Annotated in this window: 20 protein-coding genes and 1 tRNA gene; 8 read left to right on the plus strand and 13 right to left on the minus strand. The window is 58.2% G+C overall.

Going from position 1 to position 18,997, the window contains the following annotated elements:
* Positions 1 to 84: 84 nt before the first annotated feature.
* Positions 85 to 405: a DUF6280 family protein gene (locus ACYBHZ_RS13060; RefSeq protein ID WP_460274724.1), complete on the plus strand. Its 321-nt coding sequence runs from the start codon at positions 85 to 87 to the stop codon at positions 403 to 405.
* A gap of 147 nt (positions 406 to 552) precedes the next feature.
* A complete protein-coding gene (locus ACYBHZ_RS13065) occupies positions 553 to 2,004 on the plus strand; it encodes a cobyric acid synthase (RefSeq protein ID WP_460274725.1) in 1,452 nt (483 codons plus the stop codon).
* Here ACYBHZ_RS13065 and ACYBHZ_RS13070 read toward each other — a convergent pair whose 3' ends face one another.
* From ACYBHZ_RS13070 to ACYBHZ_RS13080, 3 genes are all read right to left on the minus strand, one after another.
* Complete coding sequence (locus tag ACYBHZ_RS13070; protein WP_460274726.1) at positions 2,005 to 3,447, minus strand: hypothetical protein; 1,443 nt, start codon at positions 3,445 to 3,447, stop codon at positions 2,005 to 2,007. It lies immediately after the preceding gene.
* Between the two features lie 145 nt (positions 3,448 to 3,592).
* Positions 3,593 to 4,990 carry a TolC family outer membrane protein gene (locus ACYBHZ_RS13075; protein ID WP_460274727.1) on the minus strand — a complete coding sequence of 466 codons (1,398 nt, stop codon included), beginning with the start codon at positions 4,988 to 4,990 and terminating at the stop codon, positions 3,593 to 3,595.
* 63 nt (positions 4,991 to 5,053) lie between these two features.
* A complete protein-coding gene (locus ACYBHZ_RS13080; protein ID WP_460274728.1) occupies positions 5,054 to 5,707 on the minus strand; it encodes a protein-L-isoaspartate O-methyltransferase family protein in 654 nt (217 codons plus the stop codon).
* Between the two features lie 146 nt (positions 5,708 to 5,853).
* Here ACYBHZ_RS13080 and ACYBHZ_RS13085 point away from each other — a divergent pair.
* Positions 5,854 to 5,927: transfer RNA gene (locus ACYBHZ_RS13085), tRNA-Cys, on the plus strand.
* 62 nt (positions 5,928 to 5,989) lie between these two features.
* On the opposite strand, the gene ACYBHZ_RS13090 is transcribed toward ACYBHZ_RS13085, so the two are convergent.
* Positions 5,990 to 6,895, minus strand: coding sequence for a tyrosine-type recombinase/integrase (locus tag ACYBHZ_RS13090; RefSeq protein ID WP_460274729.1), 906 nt, complete (start codon positions 6,893 to 6,895; stop codon positions 5,990 to 5,992).
* Positions 6,896 to 7,537: 642 nt separating this feature from the next.
* Here ACYBHZ_RS13090 and ACYBHZ_RS13095 point away from each other — a divergent pair.
* Positions 7,538 to 7,843 (plus strand): hypothetical protein, encoded by a 306-nt coding sequence (locus ACYBHZ_RS13095; protein WP_460274730.1) that lies wholly within the window; start codon positions 7,538 to 7,540, stop codon positions 7,841 to 7,843.
* Between the two features lie 2 nt (positions 7,844 to 7,845).
* On the opposite strand, the gene ACYBHZ_RS13100 is transcribed toward ACYBHZ_RS13095, so the two are convergent.
* On the minus strand, positions 7,846 to 8,487 hold the full coding sequence (locus ACYBHZ_RS13100) for a hypothetical protein (protein WP_460274731.1): 642 nt from the start codon (positions 8,485 to 8,487) through the stop codon (positions 7,846 to 7,848).
* Between the two features lie 158 nt (positions 8,488 to 8,645).
* On the opposite strand from ACYBHZ_RS13100, the gene ACYBHZ_RS13105 reads away from it, so the two are divergent.
* Positions 8,646 to 8,858: a helix-turn-helix domain-containing protein gene (locus tag ACYBHZ_RS13105; protein ID WP_170349196.1), complete on the plus strand. Its 213-nt coding sequence runs from the start codon at positions 8,646 to 8,648 to the stop codon at positions 8,856 to 8,858.
* A gap of 2 nt (positions 8,859 to 8,860) precedes the next feature.
* A complete protein-coding gene (locus ACYBHZ_RS13110) occupies positions 8,861 to 9,061 on the plus strand; it encodes a hypothetical protein (RefSeq protein ID WP_058260737.1) in 201 nt (66 codons plus the stop codon).
* Between the two features lie 500 nt (positions 9,062 to 9,561).
* Here the strand turns inward: ACYBHZ_RS13110 and ACYBHZ_RS13115 are convergent, their stop codons facing one another.
* The 7 genes from ACYBHZ_RS13115 to ACYBHZ_RS13145 form a co-directional block, all read right to left on the minus strand.
* On the minus strand, positions 9,562 to 10,413 hold the full coding sequence (locus ACYBHZ_RS13115; RefSeq protein WP_460274732.1) for a C-type lectin-like domain-containing protein: 852 nt from the start codon (positions 10,411 to 10,413) through the stop codon (positions 9,562 to 9,564).
* A gap of 138 nt (positions 10,414 to 10,551) precedes the next feature.
* On the minus strand, positions 10,552 to 11,649 hold the full coding sequence (locus ACYBHZ_RS13120) for a hypothetical protein (protein WP_460274733.1): 1,098 nt from the start codon (positions 11,647 to 11,649) through the stop codon (positions 10,552 to 10,554).
* A gap of 57 nt (positions 11,650 to 11,706) precedes the next feature.
* On the minus strand, positions 11,707 to 12,672 hold the full coding sequence (locus ACYBHZ_RS13125) for an alpha/beta hydrolase (protein WP_460274734.1): 966 nt from the start codon (positions 12,670 to 12,672) through the stop codon (positions 11,707 to 11,709).
* Positions 12,673 to 12,749: 77 nt separating this feature from the next.
* The gene (locus ACYBHZ_RS13130) at positions 12,750 to 13,568 is read right to left on the minus strand and encodes an SDR family NAD(P)-dependent oxidoreductase (RefSeq protein ID WP_460274735.1); all 819 of its coding nucleotides are present in this window, start codon (positions 13,566 to 13,568) and stop codon (positions 12,750 to 12,752) included.
* A 134-nt stretch (positions 13,569 to 13,702) separates the two neighbouring features.
* Positions 13,703 to 14,653 carry an SDR family oxidoreductase gene (locus ACYBHZ_RS13135; protein ID WP_460274736.1) on the minus strand — a complete coding sequence of 317 codons (951 nt, stop codon included), beginning with the start codon at positions 14,651 to 14,653 and terminating at the stop codon, positions 13,703 to 13,705.
* A gap of 137 nt (positions 14,654 to 14,790) precedes the next feature.
* On the minus strand, positions 14,791 to 15,279 hold the full coding sequence (locus tag ACYBHZ_RS13140) for an SRPBCC family protein (RefSeq protein WP_460274737.1): 489 nt from the start codon (positions 15,277 to 15,279) through the stop codon (positions 14,791 to 14,793).
* Positions 15,272 to 16,249 (minus strand): SDR family NAD(P)-dependent oxidoreductase, encoded by a 978-nt coding sequence (locus ACYBHZ_RS13145; protein ID WP_460274738.1) that lies wholly within the window; start codon positions 16,247 to 16,249, stop codon positions 15,272 to 15,274. The genes ACYBHZ_RS13140 and ACYBHZ_RS13145 overlap by 8 nt, the downstream gene beginning before the upstream one ends.
* Before the next feature lie 164 nt (positions 16,250 to 16,413).
* Between ACYBHZ_RS13145 and ACYBHZ_RS13150 the strand changes: the two genes are divergently transcribed.
* Both ACYBHZ_RS13150 and ACYBHZ_RS13155 read left to right on the plus strand, forming a co-directional pair.
* The gene (locus ACYBHZ_RS13150; RefSeq protein ID WP_460274739.1) at positions 16,414 to 17,304 is read left to right on the plus strand and encodes an AraC family transcriptional regulator; all 891 of its coding nucleotides are present in this window, start codon (positions 16,414 to 16,416) and stop codon (positions 17,302 to 17,304) included.
* Between the two features lie 23 nt (positions 17,305 to 17,327).
* Complete coding sequence (locus tag ACYBHZ_RS13155) at positions 17,328 to 17,834, plus strand: hypothetical protein (protein ID WP_460274740.1); 507 nt, start codon at positions 17,328 to 17,330, stop codon at positions 17,832 to 17,834.
* A 30-nt stretch (positions 17,835 to 17,864) separates the two neighbouring features.
* Here ACYBHZ_RS13155 and ACYBHZ_RS13160 read toward each other — a convergent pair whose 3' ends face one another.
* Entirely contained in the window at positions 17,865 to 18,944 is a 1,080-nt protein-coding gene (locus ACYBHZ_RS13160) for an alcohol dehydrogenase family protein (RefSeq protein WP_460274741.1), read from the minus strand.
* Positions 18,945 to 18,997 lie beyond the last annotated feature (53 nt).

Here is an 18,997-nt window from a genome sequence, read left to right on the forward strand (position 1 = left end):
AATTCAGACGTACCCGAATCGACATAAACCTGTCATAAGGGCCTGCACGCCAGAAAGACAAGAGCAATAAAACAAGGATAACTCATGGCTGAGTTCGTGGATGGCACCGCATTCAATTACGAGCAAGGACAACGCTCCCGCAAGCTGTTTGCTGCGGTTGTTTTGGCCGCTCTTGATGATGCGATCGCCGATGATAAAAAATATGGCAACGGCCCGGAACAAATCGCACGTTGGGCTCGTTCTCGCGATGGACGCGAAGTTTTGTCCTGCGCTGGGATTGACCCGTGTGAACGTGTTGTTTCCGGTTTGATGGAATTCGTTTCCAAAGGCATTCGTACTTCTGTTGCGCTCTCGCGCGAAGAAAGCGAACGTCGTCATGCCCTGGAAGCTGCGGAAGCCGCATAAGGCCCTGCACTGCCATTTTGAACAAGACGCGCCATGCTGCTCGCTGGCGCGTCTTTTCTTTTGCGCGCCACGCGCCGCGCATCTCCCCTTCCCTCTTCATCCCAGCTTAAATACTCATAAGGCTCAGGATCAGAGGAGAGGCGACACATGGCACGAGCGATCATGATACAGGGGGCGGGTTCCAATGTGGGCAAGTCCATGTTGGTCGCGGGAATTTCGCGCGCTTTCACGCGCCGGGGCCTGAAAGTCGCACCATTCAAGCCGCAAAACATGTCGAACAATGCCGCCGTAACAGAGGACGGCGGCGAAATCGGTCGTGCGCAGGCGCTTCAGGCGCGGGCTTGTCATCTGCGCCCCCACACCGACATGAACCCCGTTCTCTTGAAGCCGGAAACCGATCAAGGCGCGCAGGTGATCGTTCAGGGCAAGCGCGTCGGAACGCTCAAGGCGCGCGACTACGGGCAGGAAAAGCCCAACCTGATGCCGAAAGTGCTAGAAAGCTTTCACCGCCTTGCGGATAGCGCTGATCTTGTGGTGATCGAGGGCGCCGGAAGCCCGGCCGAGATCAACCTGCGCAAGGGCGACATTGCCAACATGGGCTTTGCCGAAGCGGCGCGCGTGCCCGTCGTGTTGATCGGCGACATCGACCGGGGCGGCGTCATCGCCCAGCTTGTCGGCACCCATGCCGTGCTTCCCCCCGAGGATCGCGCCCGGATCAAAGCCTTTGCCGTGAACAAATTCCGAGGCGACGTGAGCCTGTTTGCCGAAGGGTCCAGAGAGATCGCCGCGCGCACCGGCTGGACCGATCTCGGCACCCTGCCATGGTTCAACGAGGCGCATCGCCTGCCCGCCGAGGATGTGATGGACATCGCCTCGCGCGGCGACGGGCGGATCAAAATCGCGGTGCCGAAACTGTCCCGGATCGCCAATTTCGACGATCTCGATCCGCTCGCGGCGGAGCCGGATGTCACGGTAGAAATCATCGACCCCGGCCATCCCCTGCCCGGCGACGCCGATCTTGTGCTGATCCCCGGCACGAAATCGACCATCGGCGATCTGCACTTCTTTCGTGATCAGGGCTGGGACATCGACCTGCACGCGCATCTCCGGCGCGGCGGGCATGTGCTTGGCATTTGTGGCGGGTATCAAATGCTTGGCCGCTGGATCGACGACCCGGACGGGATCGAGGGTCATCCCGGACGCTACGACGCGCTCGGGCTGCTCGATGTCGGGACGCGGATGCAGGGGGACAAGCGTCTGGCCGAGGTCTGTGCCACCGATCTCACCTCCGGCGCCGAGGTACAGGCCTATGAAATCCACATCGGGCGCACCGACGGGCCGGATGTGGCGCGCGCTTGGCTTCGTCTCGACGGGCGAGCGGAAGGCGCGCAATCAGAGGATGGGCGGGTGCGCGGATGCTATCTGCACGGGCTGTTCAGCTCCGATGCGTTCCGGGCGGCCTATCTGAGCAGATTCGGGTTGAACGGCGGGCTGACGAATTTCGAAGGCGGGGTCGACGCTACGCTTGACGCTCTGGCGGATCATATCGAGGCCCATCTGGATCTCGATGCGCTTTATGCCTTGAGCGAAGAGGTCTGATTACTCGAAATCACGCAGCGACAGGGCCTGCTGCACCTCGCGGCGCACAAGGCGACGGACGTTGCGCGTGATACGCTGCCCCAACTCGCCCTGAAGCTCTTCGCGGATGACCTGCGCCACGAGATCGCGCAGCGCATCTTCATCCATGATGTCCTCGTCGGAATACCCGGCCAGCGCCAACTCTTCTTCAAGGCTCGGATCGACATCAGCGGCCACGCCCTCTTCGTCCTCAGCATCCTTGAAAGCCGCAAACTCCTCGGCTCCCTCCTCCGTCTCCGGCAGATCGTCCGCAATGGCTTCCGGTGCATCGGTCTCAGTCGGCTCGTCTTCTGCGCTCACCTCAGAAACCTCAGCTTCATCGACGGAACTCTCCTCAGCCGGGGCCTCAGCGCTGTCCGCGACGGAATGCCGGAACGGCGTGTGTTCGAACGAGACCTCCTCGAACGCCTCCACATCCTCAACGGCGGGCGACATCATCTCCGCCTCGGATGAAAGCGCGTCCTCGACCACTTCGGCCTCGTTGATCTCTTCGGATACAGGCTGTGCCTTGTCGCTGTCGCTCATCGCAGTTTGATCCTCATCACGGGGCGTAGAGCGGCTGCGGAAATGCAGAACGCGCGCGCCGGCCTCGGTAAAGGCGCGCGGCATCTCATGCGGGATTTCCACATCCATTTCCTCGGATCCATCCGGCTCCCATTCCGCCGCCTGCGCCCCGACGGCAGCCTCAAGCTCTGCGATCCGCTCTTCGAGCGTCAGCCGGGAAGCGTGCTCTGCCGCAACCTCGTTCGGCGTGTCATCAAAGCTCGCGGCCCAATCCGCTTTCATCGCGTCCTCGACCACCGCTTCGGCATGATCCGTCGCGGCGGACTGGACCTCGTCGGAGATCAGCGTTTCAAGCCGCGCCTCAACGGTCGGCGCATCAGTTTCAAGTTCAGCGGCTTCAAATTCGGCGGCTTCAGGCTCGGCCCGGACATCGTCGACTTCAAGCGTAGGAGCCTCTGGTGCACGTTCCAGAGCCGCCTCGTCCAAAGCCTCTTCAAGCTCAGAGACCGGCTTAAACACTGTGTTCACCACAGGTTCACTCACAGGTACCGCCAATTCCGGCGATAGAATCAGAGGTTCCGGCGCGGCCTCTGCGGAAACCTCGGTCTCTTCTTCCGCGGCAGGCTGCGCCACTCGGAAAGCGGGCGTCAGGACGAGCGCTTCGATCTGCGGGGGGGCTTCGGCTTTCGGAGAAGAATCGCTCTCCGCCATATCGCTCTGCTTCTGCCCCTCATCCAACGCCACGGCAGAAGCAGCGTCCGCGGCGTCAGCAGGACTGTCGAGAGATGTTTCCTCAGAAGGCACAGGCGTCTCGGCCCGCTGGCCATGGGTTTCGGCCACCAGTCGGCGGATCGAAGCAAGCACATCATCTGCGTCGATATTCGTCATCGGATCAGACATTCCGAGTCTCCAGCCCTGCCCCCTTACAATTGGCTCAAATGGTAGCCAGCTTCTGCCATGCACACAATAGGTCGTTACAACCGAACACAAAAAGCAAACCCCGCGCAGTTGAGGCTGCGCGGGGCTTAACAGAATTCTGGCAGGTTTACTGATTTTGCTTCATCAGCCCCTGCAACACGCGATCCAGCTTTTCACCCTGCGGGCTGACATAGCTGGTCGGCGCGTTTTTCACAGCGTTGTAATAGGCTGACGGGTCGTAAACCGGCACGTCCAGTTTGAGCTGCTCGACGGTCAGAAGACCGAGCGATTGCAACACCGAATAGGCCTGCGTCTCACGGGCGATGCGCGCCTGAATGGCGGCAACCTGTGCGTCGAGAAGGTCTTGCTCCGCGCTCAACACATCAAGCGTGGTGGAAGCGCCAAGATCGGCCTCTTCCTTCACACCATCATAGGCCACACGCTGCGCTTTCACATAGGCGTTGGAGGCCTGTTCGGACGCGGAATAAACCGACAGCATCGCCCAGTTGGTGCGCACGCCCTGCTCCACTTCACGCGTGGTCTGCAGTAGTTCGGCACGCGCCGCATCACGATCTGCAATCGCGCCGCGCACAGCGGAGGCCACCGCACCGCCAGAGTAGATGACGCCAGAGACGCCGAGGCTCACAGAGGTGCTGTCATTATCAAAGTTCGTATCGCTATAGCTTTGCGTCACGGAACCGGACACCGTCGGCAGCATGTTGCGCTCAGCGATGGTCACAGCCAGATCTTGCGCCGCGGCCTGGTGCTGCAATGCGATGATGCCCGGATGGATTTGCTTGGCTTTGGTCACAGCCGCCTCAAGCGAGGCCACCGGAAGCTTGATGTTCGGCGGGGTCGACAGGGATTGCGGGTAATGACCGACCGCAACCTTGTAGGTTTCGCGTGCAGCCGACAGCGTGCCTTGCGCAGAGGCCAGATCGGCGCGCACGGAGGCAAGCTGCGCTTCATATTGAGCCACTTCGGTCCGGGTGATCTCACCGACCTCAAAGCGATCCTGAGCCGCTCTAAGGTTCTGCTGGTTCAGCCGAACAGCGCTTTGTTGCAGGTTCAAAAGCGCCTGAGCTTCGCGCACGCTCATGTAGGCGTCAACCGCATCGGCAAGCACTTCCTGCTCAACATTGAGAAGCGACGCGCGCGTGGCCAGAACGACCTCTTTTTGCACGTCGATGGAAAGCTTGTTGCGACCGAAGGTGTAGATATCCATGGAGGCGATGAAGGAGAGCGTGTCGCTCCAGTCACTCCATGCGTCCGTCGTATAGGATTTCGATCTGGAAACATCGTAGGAGTAGGACAGCGCCGGACGCAGATCGGACAGCGCGGAGGCCACCCCCTCGTCAGCAGCCCGCAACGTGGCGCGGTTTTCTTCCAGAAGTCCCGAGGTTTTATAGGCAGACGCCAGTGCGTCCCCGAGGGTCTCCGCCCATGCCCCGCTTGTGCCCGTGACCGCAAGCATCATTGCCACACCTGCCAGTAGGGTCTTCTTCATATTTTTGTTCATGCTCATAGGCCTCTGCCCCTTTGTTATCTTCGAACGCCGGGGCCGTCCCGACCTATCACACGTTCCGTATTATAGCGCGAATTTCGCGCGTTTTTCAAATCCCGGAAGCACTGGCGCGGTGCCGTTGAACACCATGCGCCAATTCATTTCGCCGTCTATTTTGTACCCTATACGCACAATGCCAAGGGCTCCGTCGAGAAAAATAGCACAGATGCGACCATTTTCCTTCACCTGCGACAGAATAACCTCAGGAATTTCCTCAACGCCCCCCTGCAAAATCACAGCATCATAAGGACCGTGCTGCGGCGCACCTTCTGCAATCGGGCCGGTTTCGAGGATCACGTTGTCGGATCCATTCTCCGACAAAACCGCCTGAGCCTCTTGCGCGAGGTCTTCGTCTTCTTCTACGGCGACAACGGCCTGCGCCATACGCGCAATCACAGCCGAGGAATATCCGAGGCCGCAGCCCAGATCGAGCACCAGATCATCGTTCTGCACATTCAAAGCATCAAGCATTTTCGACAGAACGCGCGGATCAAGCACCACGCGCCCACCGCCCAGCTCGACATGCTCCCCGACATAGGCCCCGTTGCGCTTGGCAGCGGGCACGAAATTCTCACGCGGCACGGTGAGCATCGCTTCAATAATGGGAAACTTGGTCACATCGGAGGGACGGACCTGAGTGTCGACCATGGTGGTACGGAGCTGGGTGAAATCGGGCATGGGCTGAACTCTTTCGTTCAAGGACGTTCAGCGCCGTTTTGCCACAAGCGCCCGAACGGAGCAACATCACAATGCAGTTACGAAATCTGCACAAAGGCGGGTTGCGCAGGTCTCACCCTTAGTATAGACACCGCCTCACCCATTTCGGCGAGTTGGCGGAGTGGTGACGCAGCGGATTGCAAATCCGTGTACACCGGTTCGATTCCGGTACTCGCCTCCATTTAGAAACAATCACTTACATCACTCCTTGCCGTGTTTGTGGCCCCGCGTTTACAGGGGCGTTTACATTTTTGTGTCTTGAGACAGTGATTTTGCTCGATTGAGCTTGCGCAGAACCGCATCGCTTTCGTCCGGGCTAACCTGCGCATAATGCTCGATTACCTGCGCCGCGTAGCGAACCGACCAACCCATCAGAACTGCGATTTGGCGCAAGGACAGATCGGCATTCAGCAATCTTGTCGCCGCCGTCCCGCGCGTGTCAGACAGAGTCTTCTCTCTGCCGTCGATCCAAGGGGGGATCTGAGCTTCGCGCCGCCACTTGGTAATCTGGTTCGATGCCCAACGGGCCGTCAAAGGCCTGCCAAGCTCTGATACCAGCAGCACATCTTGGCCCTCCGGCGTCTCTGCAATCAGTTGCTCAAGAGCTGAAGTGGCGGGGATATATGCGATCTGGCCCCGCTTACTGGTCCTGAAACGAAGGCGCTTGCCGTGCGGCGTGTCTTCGAATTGGTCCATTTTGACCTGAACCAAATCGGCCGCTCGCAAGCCGGTTTCGCATCCGGCGGTCAGTATCCTCTGGACCCACTTGGGTGCATGTTTGTTGAACTGAGAGATGTCGCCGCTAGTCCAAATGATTTCTGTGCGGTTCGATTGGTAGAGCTTTTTGAGCTTGTGGCAGTGATGCTCTTTCAGCTTCCCCTCTTCCACCGCCCAATTGAGGACGCGCGTCGCATGGGTGCCCGCCATATCGTGCTGCTTGGGCGAATGAAGCCACTTCTTGCGCCAATTGTTAACCTCGCCCCGCGAGGCGCGTTCTTCGAACATCGCGACAGGATCTGCACCAAACTCCTCACGGAACAACTCCAGCCATTTGCGGATATCCGCCTTTGAACGCTCAGCCTTGGGCAGTGACGCACTGGACAGAAAATCGTCGACCAAGTGAGTCGTCAGATATTCGGCCGGGCTCACGGGCGCACCGCACTGCGAAAACGCATGGAAGAATTCGGGTTCCTTTGGGTTTGGGGCCGTCCCTTCCCAAAATTTAGGGCCACCCCGCCAAGCATAGAAATGGTAGCGAACACCGGACACGACCTTGCGCCGGACACGGTGGACGCCCTTGGGGAGGTTATTTCTGGGCACGACGCGCTCTCCGCTGTGCAACGAGGCTCGGTTGCGAAGTAGCCTCGCGTTCTGCTGCGCTGATGCCCTGAACAGCATCCAATCGCGCGCGGATGAGTTTCGGATCATACCACCCGCGCCGTCCTGGCACCGGAGCGATACCCGTCCTACGGCAGAAGTCATAGAAGGACGCGCTCGGCTCACTGTAGCCGAAGAGAAGCGCAAGCTCTGGGGTAGGAATCAGCTGGATATGGCTTGGGCTCATTTTTCAGCCCTCTCACCCACGGCTTCTTGCCGCGACATGGCTGCCCGCAAACAAGACACCACCTGAGCGCCCTGTGAGCGTAAGTTCCGCACAGCCTCCTCTTCGAGCCAGGCTTTCACGTCCGCTGGAAGGTTAAGTTTGAACTGGGTTGTCTTCATATTTACACCTCAACAAAAGGACATAAAATGTCCATATCATTGAGGACAAATATTGTCCATCATGGAATCATGAAAGAAGAAGCCTTGGTCCAATTTAAACTCTTGCTTCCTGCCGCGCTCAAGAAGCGTCTGGAAACACATGCCACACTGAACCGGCGCAGCCTGTCTCAGGAAATCGTCGTCGCCCTTGAGGAGAAGTATCCGGCTGCAGAACTGGACGCCACGTCGGATCCAGCGGCCCGGATGCTCTTCTGGCTTGCCAAACGCATCCGTCGAAGAAACCCGAAGCCCGGAACTCCCAGAGATAAGCAAGCCGCCCTGTATGAGCGCATTGCGAGCGATATCGCGGAACGTATGAAGGACATCGGCGAATAACCCTAGTAGGCCACCCACTCATATCCGTGGTTGCCCTCGTGATCTTCCCATTCAACACCGACGCCACGCCGCCAACTCGATGACGAACAGCGCCGTGACGGCAGCACCCATTGTGGGGCGGCCGCTGGTGTCGTGCGTTGCCAGCCGAATTCGCCCTGCGTGCCGTAGGTCCCGAGGCGCATGTTGTAACTCTCAGAACAATCATCATCGCGACCGCGTTCGCGATGGCTATAGTGCCGAACATCCCAGACACGAATCGAGCGTACGAAATCGAATTCCAGACCACTGATGTCGATATCGGCACCACCTTCGACCACCTGTGCCAGAATGACTTGTGCGAGCTGCTGACCTGATTGGTTGCTGGCCTCCCAGATTTTCGGGGCCGTGCTTTGCAAAGGCACACGCTCAGAAACACCCATCGGACAACGCCAGATTTGCAACGGCGGCTCAATCGGCCAGGGCGTGATCCGCCGGATAAACACTGCTCGGGCGTGGGCACATTCTGCTGACGCGGGCCAACCACCGGCCAAGCAAAGCAGAATGGCGCAATCGACCTGATAGGCCTTTGCCGCCTGCGGGGCCACGGTTGAAAGAAGAGCCACGACAGCTCCGGCGCTCAAATTTCTGATAAGTCTGCACCACATATCAATAAATGCCTTCTGACTACATTACTGCATTATTGATACACTAGCTCCAATCTCAATCTCCACACCATATGCGAGCATAGTGTTTATGATGTTCGCGCGCGTTTTGTGGAATATATTCCGTAGAGCGGTTCTTGTGATCTGGCCGAATAGAGGCCATGAAATTACGGGAACGAGTAGGGTTAAATGTCCGGAATCTAAGAAGTTCCAGAGGATTGAGCCAAGAACAGCTAGCTTTGGCTGCGGATGTAGATCGCAGCTATATCAGCGAGATCGAACTCGCCAAAAATTCAGCATCAATCGATGTTCTGGAGCGGATCGCACTTGCTCTCGAAATCGACCCACAAGAGTTATTAAACAAGAGGGGCTGATATTGCCCGAAATTACGAGTGTTCGCACAACGGCCGAAGCCATCGGCCGTATTTCATGCATCAAAACAGGTGAAGAAATCGGCCTTCTGTATCGCTGGGACAACGGCGAGACGCAGGCTGCGTTGCACAATGACGGCGAGCCTATAGCGCAACACAACTCAGAGCTTACCACTGAACCAGACATTGGTGGAAAACGCAGCTAACGGCCGGAAAGAGCCCATTTTGACAAATGCTGCGCGATGGATGAATGGCTGCTTTTCCAGAAAGCGACCTGAGAAATCGCTTTAACTATTCGATCTTTCTGCCATCGGGTTCAGCGCGCTGGCAATCATGGAGTACGGTAGCAACCCGCTCGGAGAGGTGGCGTGGCCGGAAAAGAAATGCCCGAGCCGATCATTGTCCAGCTCATAGTCGCCGCGCAACGCATCTCAGCCAAAACGGTTGCGATCCGTAAGCAGACCATCGCCCTTGCGACAACCGTCATCTATGGGCTAGGAGTCCTGCCCCTAGTTTCATTCCACTAGCCAGCACACTCATTAATTCTTGTTTAATCAGAGAGGCACTTGAGATTATAGGTTGTCCGAGCCTGAATCTCCGAGATGGCTTCCGTCTTGCGTTGTCGATCCTGGATCTTCGTCTGGGCGTCTTCGTTGCGATTGTCTGGTGGCAGGCTGCCAATGCGCAGCCCGCCGCGCCGGATTTCTCAGCCCGGCATCGCATCGTATTCGATGATAAAGCCCATGTTGTAGCCGGACGGCATTCCGCGCTCACCATATTGGGCAACGGTATCCCAATAGTCGCCCCATGTGGACACTGGCACGTTCAACTCGCCAAAGCCCATGGCGTTTTGATTGCCGCCACCGTTGGGCTGGGTGTTGTTGCGCGGGTCGCGGTCAATCACGCCGTCGTCAAGGTTCTGGACCCAATTGGTGTAGCCCCATTCCTCACCCGACAGCCATTGCCAGCCGTCAAAACTGTCCTCGGTGTCCGACACACGCACACCTCCCAGAAACGGGCCGATCTTTATTCGATAGTGACTATCCGGGGTGTAGTCGTCCGGGAATTCCCAGAAATACTTATCGTCATTCACCAGATCGAAGACAAAGGCATTTTCTTCGGCGCTGGTCAGCGAAGCAAGGTAGCCGCCTTCTGACTCGGCCAGAATGGCGGCCTGCACCCAGCTGACGTTCATGCTGTTTACCAAAACGACCTCATAGTAGTGGGTGCCACCCTCGGGGCGCTCGAAGCTTTGGATCGGCTCCCGGGTAAAGACCACGTCGTCAGGCAATGTGTCGAAGCTGTCGAAGATCGGATAGTTCACGGTGAAGGTGGCGGGGCCGACGACGATCTCTTCCATCTGAACATCTCGCGGCGGGGGCGGGCCGCCAGTACCGCCTTCGCCTGGCTTGGAGCCGCCCTGAGTGAACATGCCCGTCTCGGGTTGATCGCTCAGATCATAGTAACTTTCAGCGGGGGTGTAGTCCTGTGCAATGGCCTGCCCTGCGAGCATCGAGCTTGATAGTGCGAGCATAATAAGGACCTGTTTGCGTGTCATGTTGAGCTCCTTTCAGTTAAATTCGATCAATTGGTGCGGTTCTCATCGGCGCGCGATGTCAGACCGTCGAGGATGGCCGCCTCGTCTTCGGAACGCCGTCCGTAAGAAACTCAGGGGTGTTCATCAATCTGGTGGAGGTCATGACTGCTTTCCATTTTGGGCCTCGTCGACCTGATATTCGGTCGCGCTGAAGATCATCTCGTAGATTGCGTCTCCCTCGCGCTCGAGCGTGACACCATCGAGGTCAAGCTCCATCGCGCCGCGCCCAACCCACCGGGTATAGGACGGCCGAATCCCGGCCTGATCGAACAGCACCTGCACCTCGGCAGGAGCCATCGAATAGTTGTCCTGCGCATCAAGCTCCGAGGTCGTCTCCATTGAATAGACGACAGAATTGTCGCCATCGCGGAAGGTGTAGGTAAAGGCGAGTGGGACGCGTTTTCCAGTGGCCTCCTGCTCGTATTCGCTGCCTACCTCGAAGCTGACCTCGCCGATGTCGCCAGCGCTCTGAAAGACGATCTTGCCCTCGGCGTCTTGAACGAACACAAGCGGGTAGCGGGCAAAGTCATGGCCCGCATTGGCTACCAGATCGAAGATGAGGATCGTGTAGTCGTCATAGGCCTGACGGATCCAGAACCAGTGGTTCCAGACCACTAAGGGCGGCACCGTGCCCCATTGGTGATCGTGATAGCCGAAGCCCGTGATCTCGCGGGTCTCGCCTTTGACCGTCAACTCCCCGTAAACGCGCCCGCGTGGCACGGCGCACAGCCAGGTGAAATAATCCTTGTCGTTCTCGCCAAAGCCGATGTAGCCCGTCCCGGGCCGCCAGGGCGAGCTGGTGCTTTCAAGGGCCAGCTTTGCGCCGAGCCCGTTCACCGGGCTGATCTCGATCTCGTACTGCTTGAGGTCACCGATCAGGGAATGAGGTCCCATGCGGATGTCACAGCCTTCGGTGCTGAACGTGGTTTCACCTTCTTCGGGTACCAAGTTCTCGTGGAGATATTCCCCCGAAGGCAGTGTCACCCCAATTTGAACGTAGGGTTTCATGGGCAGGTCAGGGTTCGCCGCATCCTTGTCGTGGAAAATTATGACGACCGCGCTGCCATCGTCGAGGAGCATGTCGAAATACCACCACTCATACGCGCCGGGGCGTCCGTCATCGCGGCGGCCATCCTCCCACATCTCGATCCGATCGGGGTTCACACCGAGCTTTTCGTAGTCGGTAGGCGTGTTCATTAATCTGGTATAGGTCATGATCTGCGACTCCTTGTATTCACGTTTGAGAGGGGGGCTTCAGGCTGCATAGGCATCGTAAAACTCTGCGAAGCTGTCATAGGTGAAGCGCTGGCCTTTTTGGCCAATTGGCGTGTCGCCGGCGACAATCTCGAAGCCATGAAAACAGCCCTCGAAAACCTCGAAGCGGGTATCGACACCGGCAGCTTTGATCGCGTCCATGTAGGCAACGGTTTCCCAGAAAAAGGGTTCAAGCGTGCCGACGAAACTGATGGTCGGCGGAAAGCCGGAATAGTCTGTGTTGCGAGCTGCTGCGGCATAGGGAGGAATGTCCTGCCCAGATGCGTGCAAGCTCCGCAGATACTGCCCCCATCCAAAGCGGTTGGTCCGGCTATCCCATGTGCCGCCCAGCACCTCGCGGCTGGGATCATCCGGCTGGGTGTCATCGATCATCGGATAGATCGGCATCTGAAAGGCGATGTTCACATCATCGGTATCGCGCGCCTTGAGCGTGACTGCAGCGGTCAGGCCACCGCCCGCGCTGTGGCCAGCCACGATGATCTTGTCCGGATCGATCCCAATCTGACCGGCATTGTCCCGCACCCAAAGCAGCGTGTCATAGCAATCGTCCAAGGCGGCGGGGTAAGGCGCGTCAAGCGCAAGCCGGTAATCGGGAGCAATGACGACGCAGGGTCGCGTTTCGATGAAGCGCTTGATCTCGTTGCCGGACTGTTCGGGAAGGCCGGTGATATAGCCGCCGCCGTGAATATAGAGCAACGCTGGCAATGGGCCGTCGTAGTTGGCAGGGCGATAGATGCGGGTGCGGATATGTGTTGTGCCGTCGTGGCTCGGGACATGCGTTTCGTCGCATATCAACCCATCGACATTGCGTCCCCGAAACATGCCGCCCAGTAAGGCGTTGAAAACCGAAAGGGGGAACCGCCTGCGGAACAAGTGCCGCGCAGCGCTCAGCATCCGGTAACGGCTTTGCAAATCTCTATGCACCAAGTCTTTTGTGACGCGCATCTCATGTGCTCCTTCAATCTGCGGTTCTCACGCCTGCCAAATGACAAAGGGGCACCCGTGCCGGATGCCCCTCCCTGTCACGATTTCGCTGTGGCTTGGCTTGCCAGCCATTTGGAATCGTATTTCTGATCGCCCTCGAAATGCGGGGCGTAGCGGTCAAAGGCTCGGTCAAGCTCGGCCGCGTCCTCGGCTGCGTAATCCTTGGCCCACGGGTGAGAAACGATGTGGAATTCGCCATTCTCGATCTGCGGCCAGATGATGTCGATGAACTCTTCCGTCGGCATGCCAACCTGGGTGAGTTCCTTGCTGCCTCCCAGCTCGGATTGAACCATGCCGGGATAGATCACACCGACCTGTACATGCTCGGGCACTTCAAGTCGAAGCACTTCGCTGATCGCGCGGCATGCGTGTTTGGAGGCCGCGTAGCCACCCATCATCGGGCCAGGCACGTATAGCCCTGTCTCAGAGCTGACGTTCAGGATCATCGCCTGTGTGCCTTGCGCGACCATGCGGTTTCCAAAGGTCCAAAGGCCGTTGAGCATGCCGAAGATGTTCACATTGAACACGCCCTGATAGTCGTCTGTCGACGCATCCAGCACGGCAACAGGCCTGCCAGTTGTGCCCGCATTATTGACGAGCACATCGACCTGCCCGAACGCGTCCCAGGCGAAGTCCGCCAGCGCCTTGACGTCCTCAAGGTCCGACACATCACAAACCTTGTAGCGGGCCTCGATGCCCTTGGCGGTCAGGTCGGCCAAGGCTTCTTGCAGGCGCTCTTCACGCCGCGCCGCGATGACAACCTTCGCGCCTTTGGCGCCGAACCGATTTGCCATTGCTTTACCAATGCCGGTCGCACCGCCCGTCACAACGACGACTCTATCCTTGAAATCTTTCATACCTTTCTCCTTTGCGAGACATGCAGGAGCCAGTCGCGATGGCGCGTATCCAGCGCCTATCACGGGGAGTTCTTGCAATTGTTGTAAGCCCTTAAGCGCCCTACCTCCTCGCGGGGGCGGGAACCGTCAGGGTATTAAAGCGGCCAGTCGAACCCGACAGCCTCTTCGGACAGGTCCCAAAGACGTTCCATGACGTCTTTGTCATAGGCGTGGGCGTGCAAGGTGCCTTTGCCGACAGGACCAACGAATTCCGAAAATCCCGTGGGGCCATAGAGGGCGCGCTGTTCAAGCCCGCCTTCGGTTGCACACATGACCTCTGGCCAAGAGCCTCTCTCGGCCGATTGGGTGATTGGCAGTTTGGTCATGATCCAGAACATGAAGCGCGTGATCGCATTGCCGCTGGTGGTGATCAGCGAGGTGCGCGACGAGCCTGGGTGGCAGACATAGACCTGCACATCCGTCTTGCCTGCCGCGGCCAGCTTGTCCTGCAACTCGTAGGCGAACATCATCTGCGCCAGCTTGCTTTGGGAATAGGTTTTGTTCTGGTGGTAGTTCTTGTCCCAGTTGATGTCGTCGAACTGGATCGTCTTGATCCCCATGTTGTAGCCAAGGCTGGAGACGACGACGATGCGGCCTTTGGAGGCCTCGATCCGGGGGAACAGCAACCCGCACAGCAGGAAGTGGCCATAGTGGTTCGTGCCCATCATGCTCTCGAACCCGTCTTCGGTGAACTTCTGGGTCGGCACTTGCGCGATGGCTGCGTTGCACATGAGCGCGTCAATCTGAGGCACGGTTTCCAGAACTTCTGCCGCGGCCTCACGCACACTGGCGAGCGACGCGAGGTCCATGCGGATGAAGCTGACATCCGCGTCCATACCGAACTCTTGTTTCAGCTCCGACACTGCTGCCTGCGATTTCGCGACACTGCGGTTGAGCATCACGACCTTGGCGCGCTTCTTGAGCAGCGTGCGCGCCGCCTGAAATCCAGCGCCCCCATTGGCCCCCGTGATGAGTAAGGTTTTGCCTTTGAGGTTGCCAAGACGTTCGGGCGTCCAGCCCTTTGGTCCGAATGTTGTGTCTGCCATTGTCTTTCTCCTGCCAGCTCCGGCTGGCGATTTGATTGGGTGTCTGTTTGTTCAAGAGAGATATTTATTCTCCCCTCAGGCACGAAAACAGGCGCGATCATCGCGCTTACTTGCCTGATTGTATCATTGATGGTGAATTATGTCGGCTTCACAGGGCGCGGGGGTGGTACGCCATAGCGGCTCTTATAAGCCTTCCCGAGCGCCTCGAAGAACGAGACATGGGCCCGCCGGAAAACGATCCGAAACAGCCAGCCGCTGCCGAAATACCTGGGATTGAACCCTGCCTTGTAGGTGACAACCAGATCACCGGCCCTTTGTTCCAAAAACAGCTCTCCGACGAAATCATTCACCGGCATCACGCCGTTGCGGCTGGCATATGCGAAATAGGAGGGCGACTGGTATGCGGTGATGTCCTCGGTGATGGTCATCGACCCCGAAACCACAGATCGCACCGCGCCTTTGCCCATCGGATGGCCTTCACCGGGTTCAAGAATGGAGATCTCGCCCGCCAGGATGTCAGACTGGGTCCAGCCTTCGTAGTCAACGAACATGTCCCAGTATTTCTGCCGCTCGAAGCCCGGATAAACCGTCACGACATTATAATGGTATTTGTGCATGTCAGGCATGTTTCATGTCCTCTAGATCGTGCTTCAGGGGCCAGTCGATGCCCAACTGTTCCTCGGACACTGCCCAGAGTTTGGCGCAGGCTTCTTCGTCCAACACGTGTGGCTTGAGTTCACACTGCCCGATCGCACCACCCAGATTCCCGCGTTGTGTCGGGCCATAGAGTGCCTGCGGTTTCAGCCCCTTTTCCGTGGCACACAGAACAAGCGGCCAAGAGCCTTTTTCCGCAGACTGCCCGATGATTGGTGCGAAAATCGCCCAGAGCAGCTTGATCGTGCGATTGAGGTTCTCGCCCTTGATAAGGTCCGTGCGCGCCGCGCCGGGGTGGCAAATCTGAACATTGACAGAGCTGCCTACAGCGGCAGCGCGTCGCTGAAGCTCGTAGCCGAACATCATGATGGCTAGCTTGCTGTGCGCATAGGGGTTCCAAGCGTTGTAGCCTTCATCGAAATTGAGGTCTTCGAACTTGATCCGCTTCAGGCCCAGATTGTAGCCCATACTACCGACAATCACGATGCGCCCGCTCGATTCTTCGACCCGCTCAAAAAGCAGGGAGCACAGCAGGAAATGCCCGTAATGGTTCACCCCGAGATGACTTTCAAAACCGTCGATGGTGATCTCTTGCTTCGCGATCTGTGAAATCGCCGCGTTACAAATAAGTGCATCAATTTGGGGCACGGTTTCGAGCACTGTCGCTGCCGCATGACGAACAGAACTCATCATCGACAAGTCCATGTGAATGAACGAGACATCGGCAGCTGGCCCGAATTCCTCTTTCAGCTTGGCGATGGCGGCAGCTGAGCTGGTGCCATTGCGGTTGAGCATCACGACTTTTGCGCCCTTCGACAGCAAGACGCGAGTGGCCTCGAACCCTGTGCCCGTGGTCGTACCCGTGATGACATAGGTCTTGCTCGCGAGGGTACCTAGGCGATCAGGGGTCCAGCCCCTTGGACCAAATGTCGTGTCGGCCATGTGTCCCCACTCTCTCCGAATGCAGGTTGTTTCGGCTTTTCTCTGATTGACTTGAGTTAAGTTTAATGCCTCGACGGTGCCAAAACAGGTCGGTTTCTCTCGATTACTTGCCTGATTGTATCAACCCTATTGATTTGTGTGATTTGCCCTGCCAGCTTGCCATCATGACCAAGGATCAAATCAAAGACCTCATCGATCATCACCTGCCCGAAGCAGGCCTGATCGAGACCCCATTGAAAGGCGTGCAGCTTTTCCGTGTCACAGAGTCCGTGCCATGTGTGCCGGCTGTCTACGAACCCACGGTCGTGGCAATCCTCGGCGGTGCCAAAGAAGCCATTCTGGACGGGCAACACCATGTCTATGACAGCAGCCGATACATGGTTTGCCCGATGACTCTGCCGGTCGAGGCCGGGGCGCCCCAGGCCTCACCGGCGAACCCATTGGTTGGCGTGATTATCGCGCTGGAGCCTCGGGTCATGCGCGATCTTGCCATCGAAATGGAAACCACGTCGGGTGCCCTGCGCAAGGCAGACATCGCGCTTCAGCAGGCGCTGACACTGGCGGGGTGGGATGCCAACTTTACCCAGGCGCTGCTCCGGTTGCTGGAGTTGCTCGATAGCCCGTTCGATATGGCGATCCTGGGGCCGGGACGCTTGCGGGAGCTCTACTATGCCGTTCTGAAGGGCGAAGCGGGCAGTGCCGCGCGGCGCGCCTTTGGTGTTGGCAATGAAATCGCACGCACCATCGACTATCTGTCCACCCATCTGAACGAGCAGGTCACAATTGACGACATGGCCGATCATGTCGGGATGAGCCGCGCCGTGTTCCATCGCCGGTTCAAGGAGGCGACCACGATGTCGCCGATCCAGTTCATGAAGTCGATGCGATTGAACAACGCCGCGATGAAGATCGCCGAGGGCAAGACCGTGTCCGAAGCCGCCTGGGACGTCGGCTATCAAAGCTCGTCCCAGTTCAGCCGAGAGTTCAAGCGCATGTATGGCCAGTCGCCCCGGGAGTGGAGCCATTCGGCGCAGGCTCCGGCGCGACTGATGTAACGCAGGACAGAAGGCGGATTATCATGGATATTCTCAAGACATCGACTGAATGGGCCAAGGCTGAACTGCTCTCAAACGCCATGTTCATCTTGGCTGGCGTCATGTTTGTCGCCGTCAGCTTTGGTGTGTCACGGATGGGCAAAACTGATATGGCGCGCGCCTTTGTGACCCCAACCCTCGTGGCGGGCGGGCTGCTGTTGATCCTTGGGGGCGGGCTGCTCTACGGGACATGGAAAAGCCTCGCGGGTTTTGGCACGGCCGTTGCGCATGACCCGTCAGCCTTCGTGTCTGGAGAAATTGTGCGCGTCGAAAGCACTCTGGCGCAGTATGCTGTGGCTGCGTTCAAGGTGATGCCAGCGATCATTTTCGTCTGTGCCGCGCTGATCCTCGTTGTGAACGGGCCTGTGTGGCAGGCCAGTCTGATCACGGCAATCATCATGCTGGCCGTCATCATCGCCGTCGACAGCACAGCCAGCGCCCGCCTTGCGGCTTATAAAGACAAGTTGCTGATGTTGAGCGCCGCGAAATAGACCGCCCATCGCCCCACGCGAGCACAAACCTCATTCGCCCGACACCTCCGGCGGCACCAGAACAAACTTCCCGATATGGGCTTTCGTGAGAAATTCTTTCTGCGCTTCGACGATGTTGCCCAAGGGAAAGACCTTGGCTAATACAGGGCGGATTTCTCCGCGCTCGATGTAGGACACAAGGTTGGGGAACACAGGTTCATCCCACGCCGTAGTGCCGATCAGGGTGATGTCCTTCAAATACATGTCCCGCATATCAAGATCGACGATCGGACCCGCAATCGCCCCCGACGACACCAGCCGCCCGCCGCGTTTCAGCACCTTCAGCATCTGGGGAAAGCTGTTGCCAGCTACATTGTCAACGACCACATCGACGGACTTCTCTCCAAGTTCGCCCACCAGATCGGCCCCGCGTTCGACGACGATATCCGCGCCAAGCGCGCGCAGGGCATCGGCTTTGCCCGCGCTGGTGATCGCGGCCACCCGCGCGCCGCGACGTTTGACCAGTTGCACCGTCGCCGACCCCACACCGCCCGAGGCACCTGACACCAGCACAAGCTGGCCCGCAGCAACCCCCGCGCGGTGCAACATGTTTTCCGAGGTGCCATAGGCGCAAGGGATCGTCGCAAGCTCCGCATCCGACCAGTCGCACTCGACAGCAAAGACCTCGCTGGCAGGCACCTTTACGTACTGCGCAAACGCCCCATCAAAGTCGGACGCCATCCAGATACTCTCCATGTCGTCAAAACCGTTCGGTCGCATGCACGCTCGCACCAAAACGCGCTTACCAATCAGGTCGGCTCCGGCGGAGCCACCTGAATGAACCACTTCACCGCAGCAATCGGTTCCTTGAATCAGCGGGAAAGGCGTCGCCGCACTCCAGCCGCCATCGGCCTTACTTTCCGCCGAAGCCGCCTGTGCTTGCGACATGGCATCGGTATCGGTTGTCACGCTAGAGGAATACCAACCAAGTCGGGTGTTTATTTCTGTGTTGTTGATGCCCGCAGCCAGCACTCGGATCAGAACTTCATCGTCACCTGCGGTCGGGATGGGAACTTCGCGATACTCGAGCTTGTCATAGTCGCCGTTGCCGGTGGTAACGACAGCCATCATGGTCCCTCTATTATAGGATGTGCTGGAAACCACCGTTTTATTCCTCACTTGGG

Source organism: Celeribacter sp. ULVN23_4 (genome assembly GCF_054788345.1).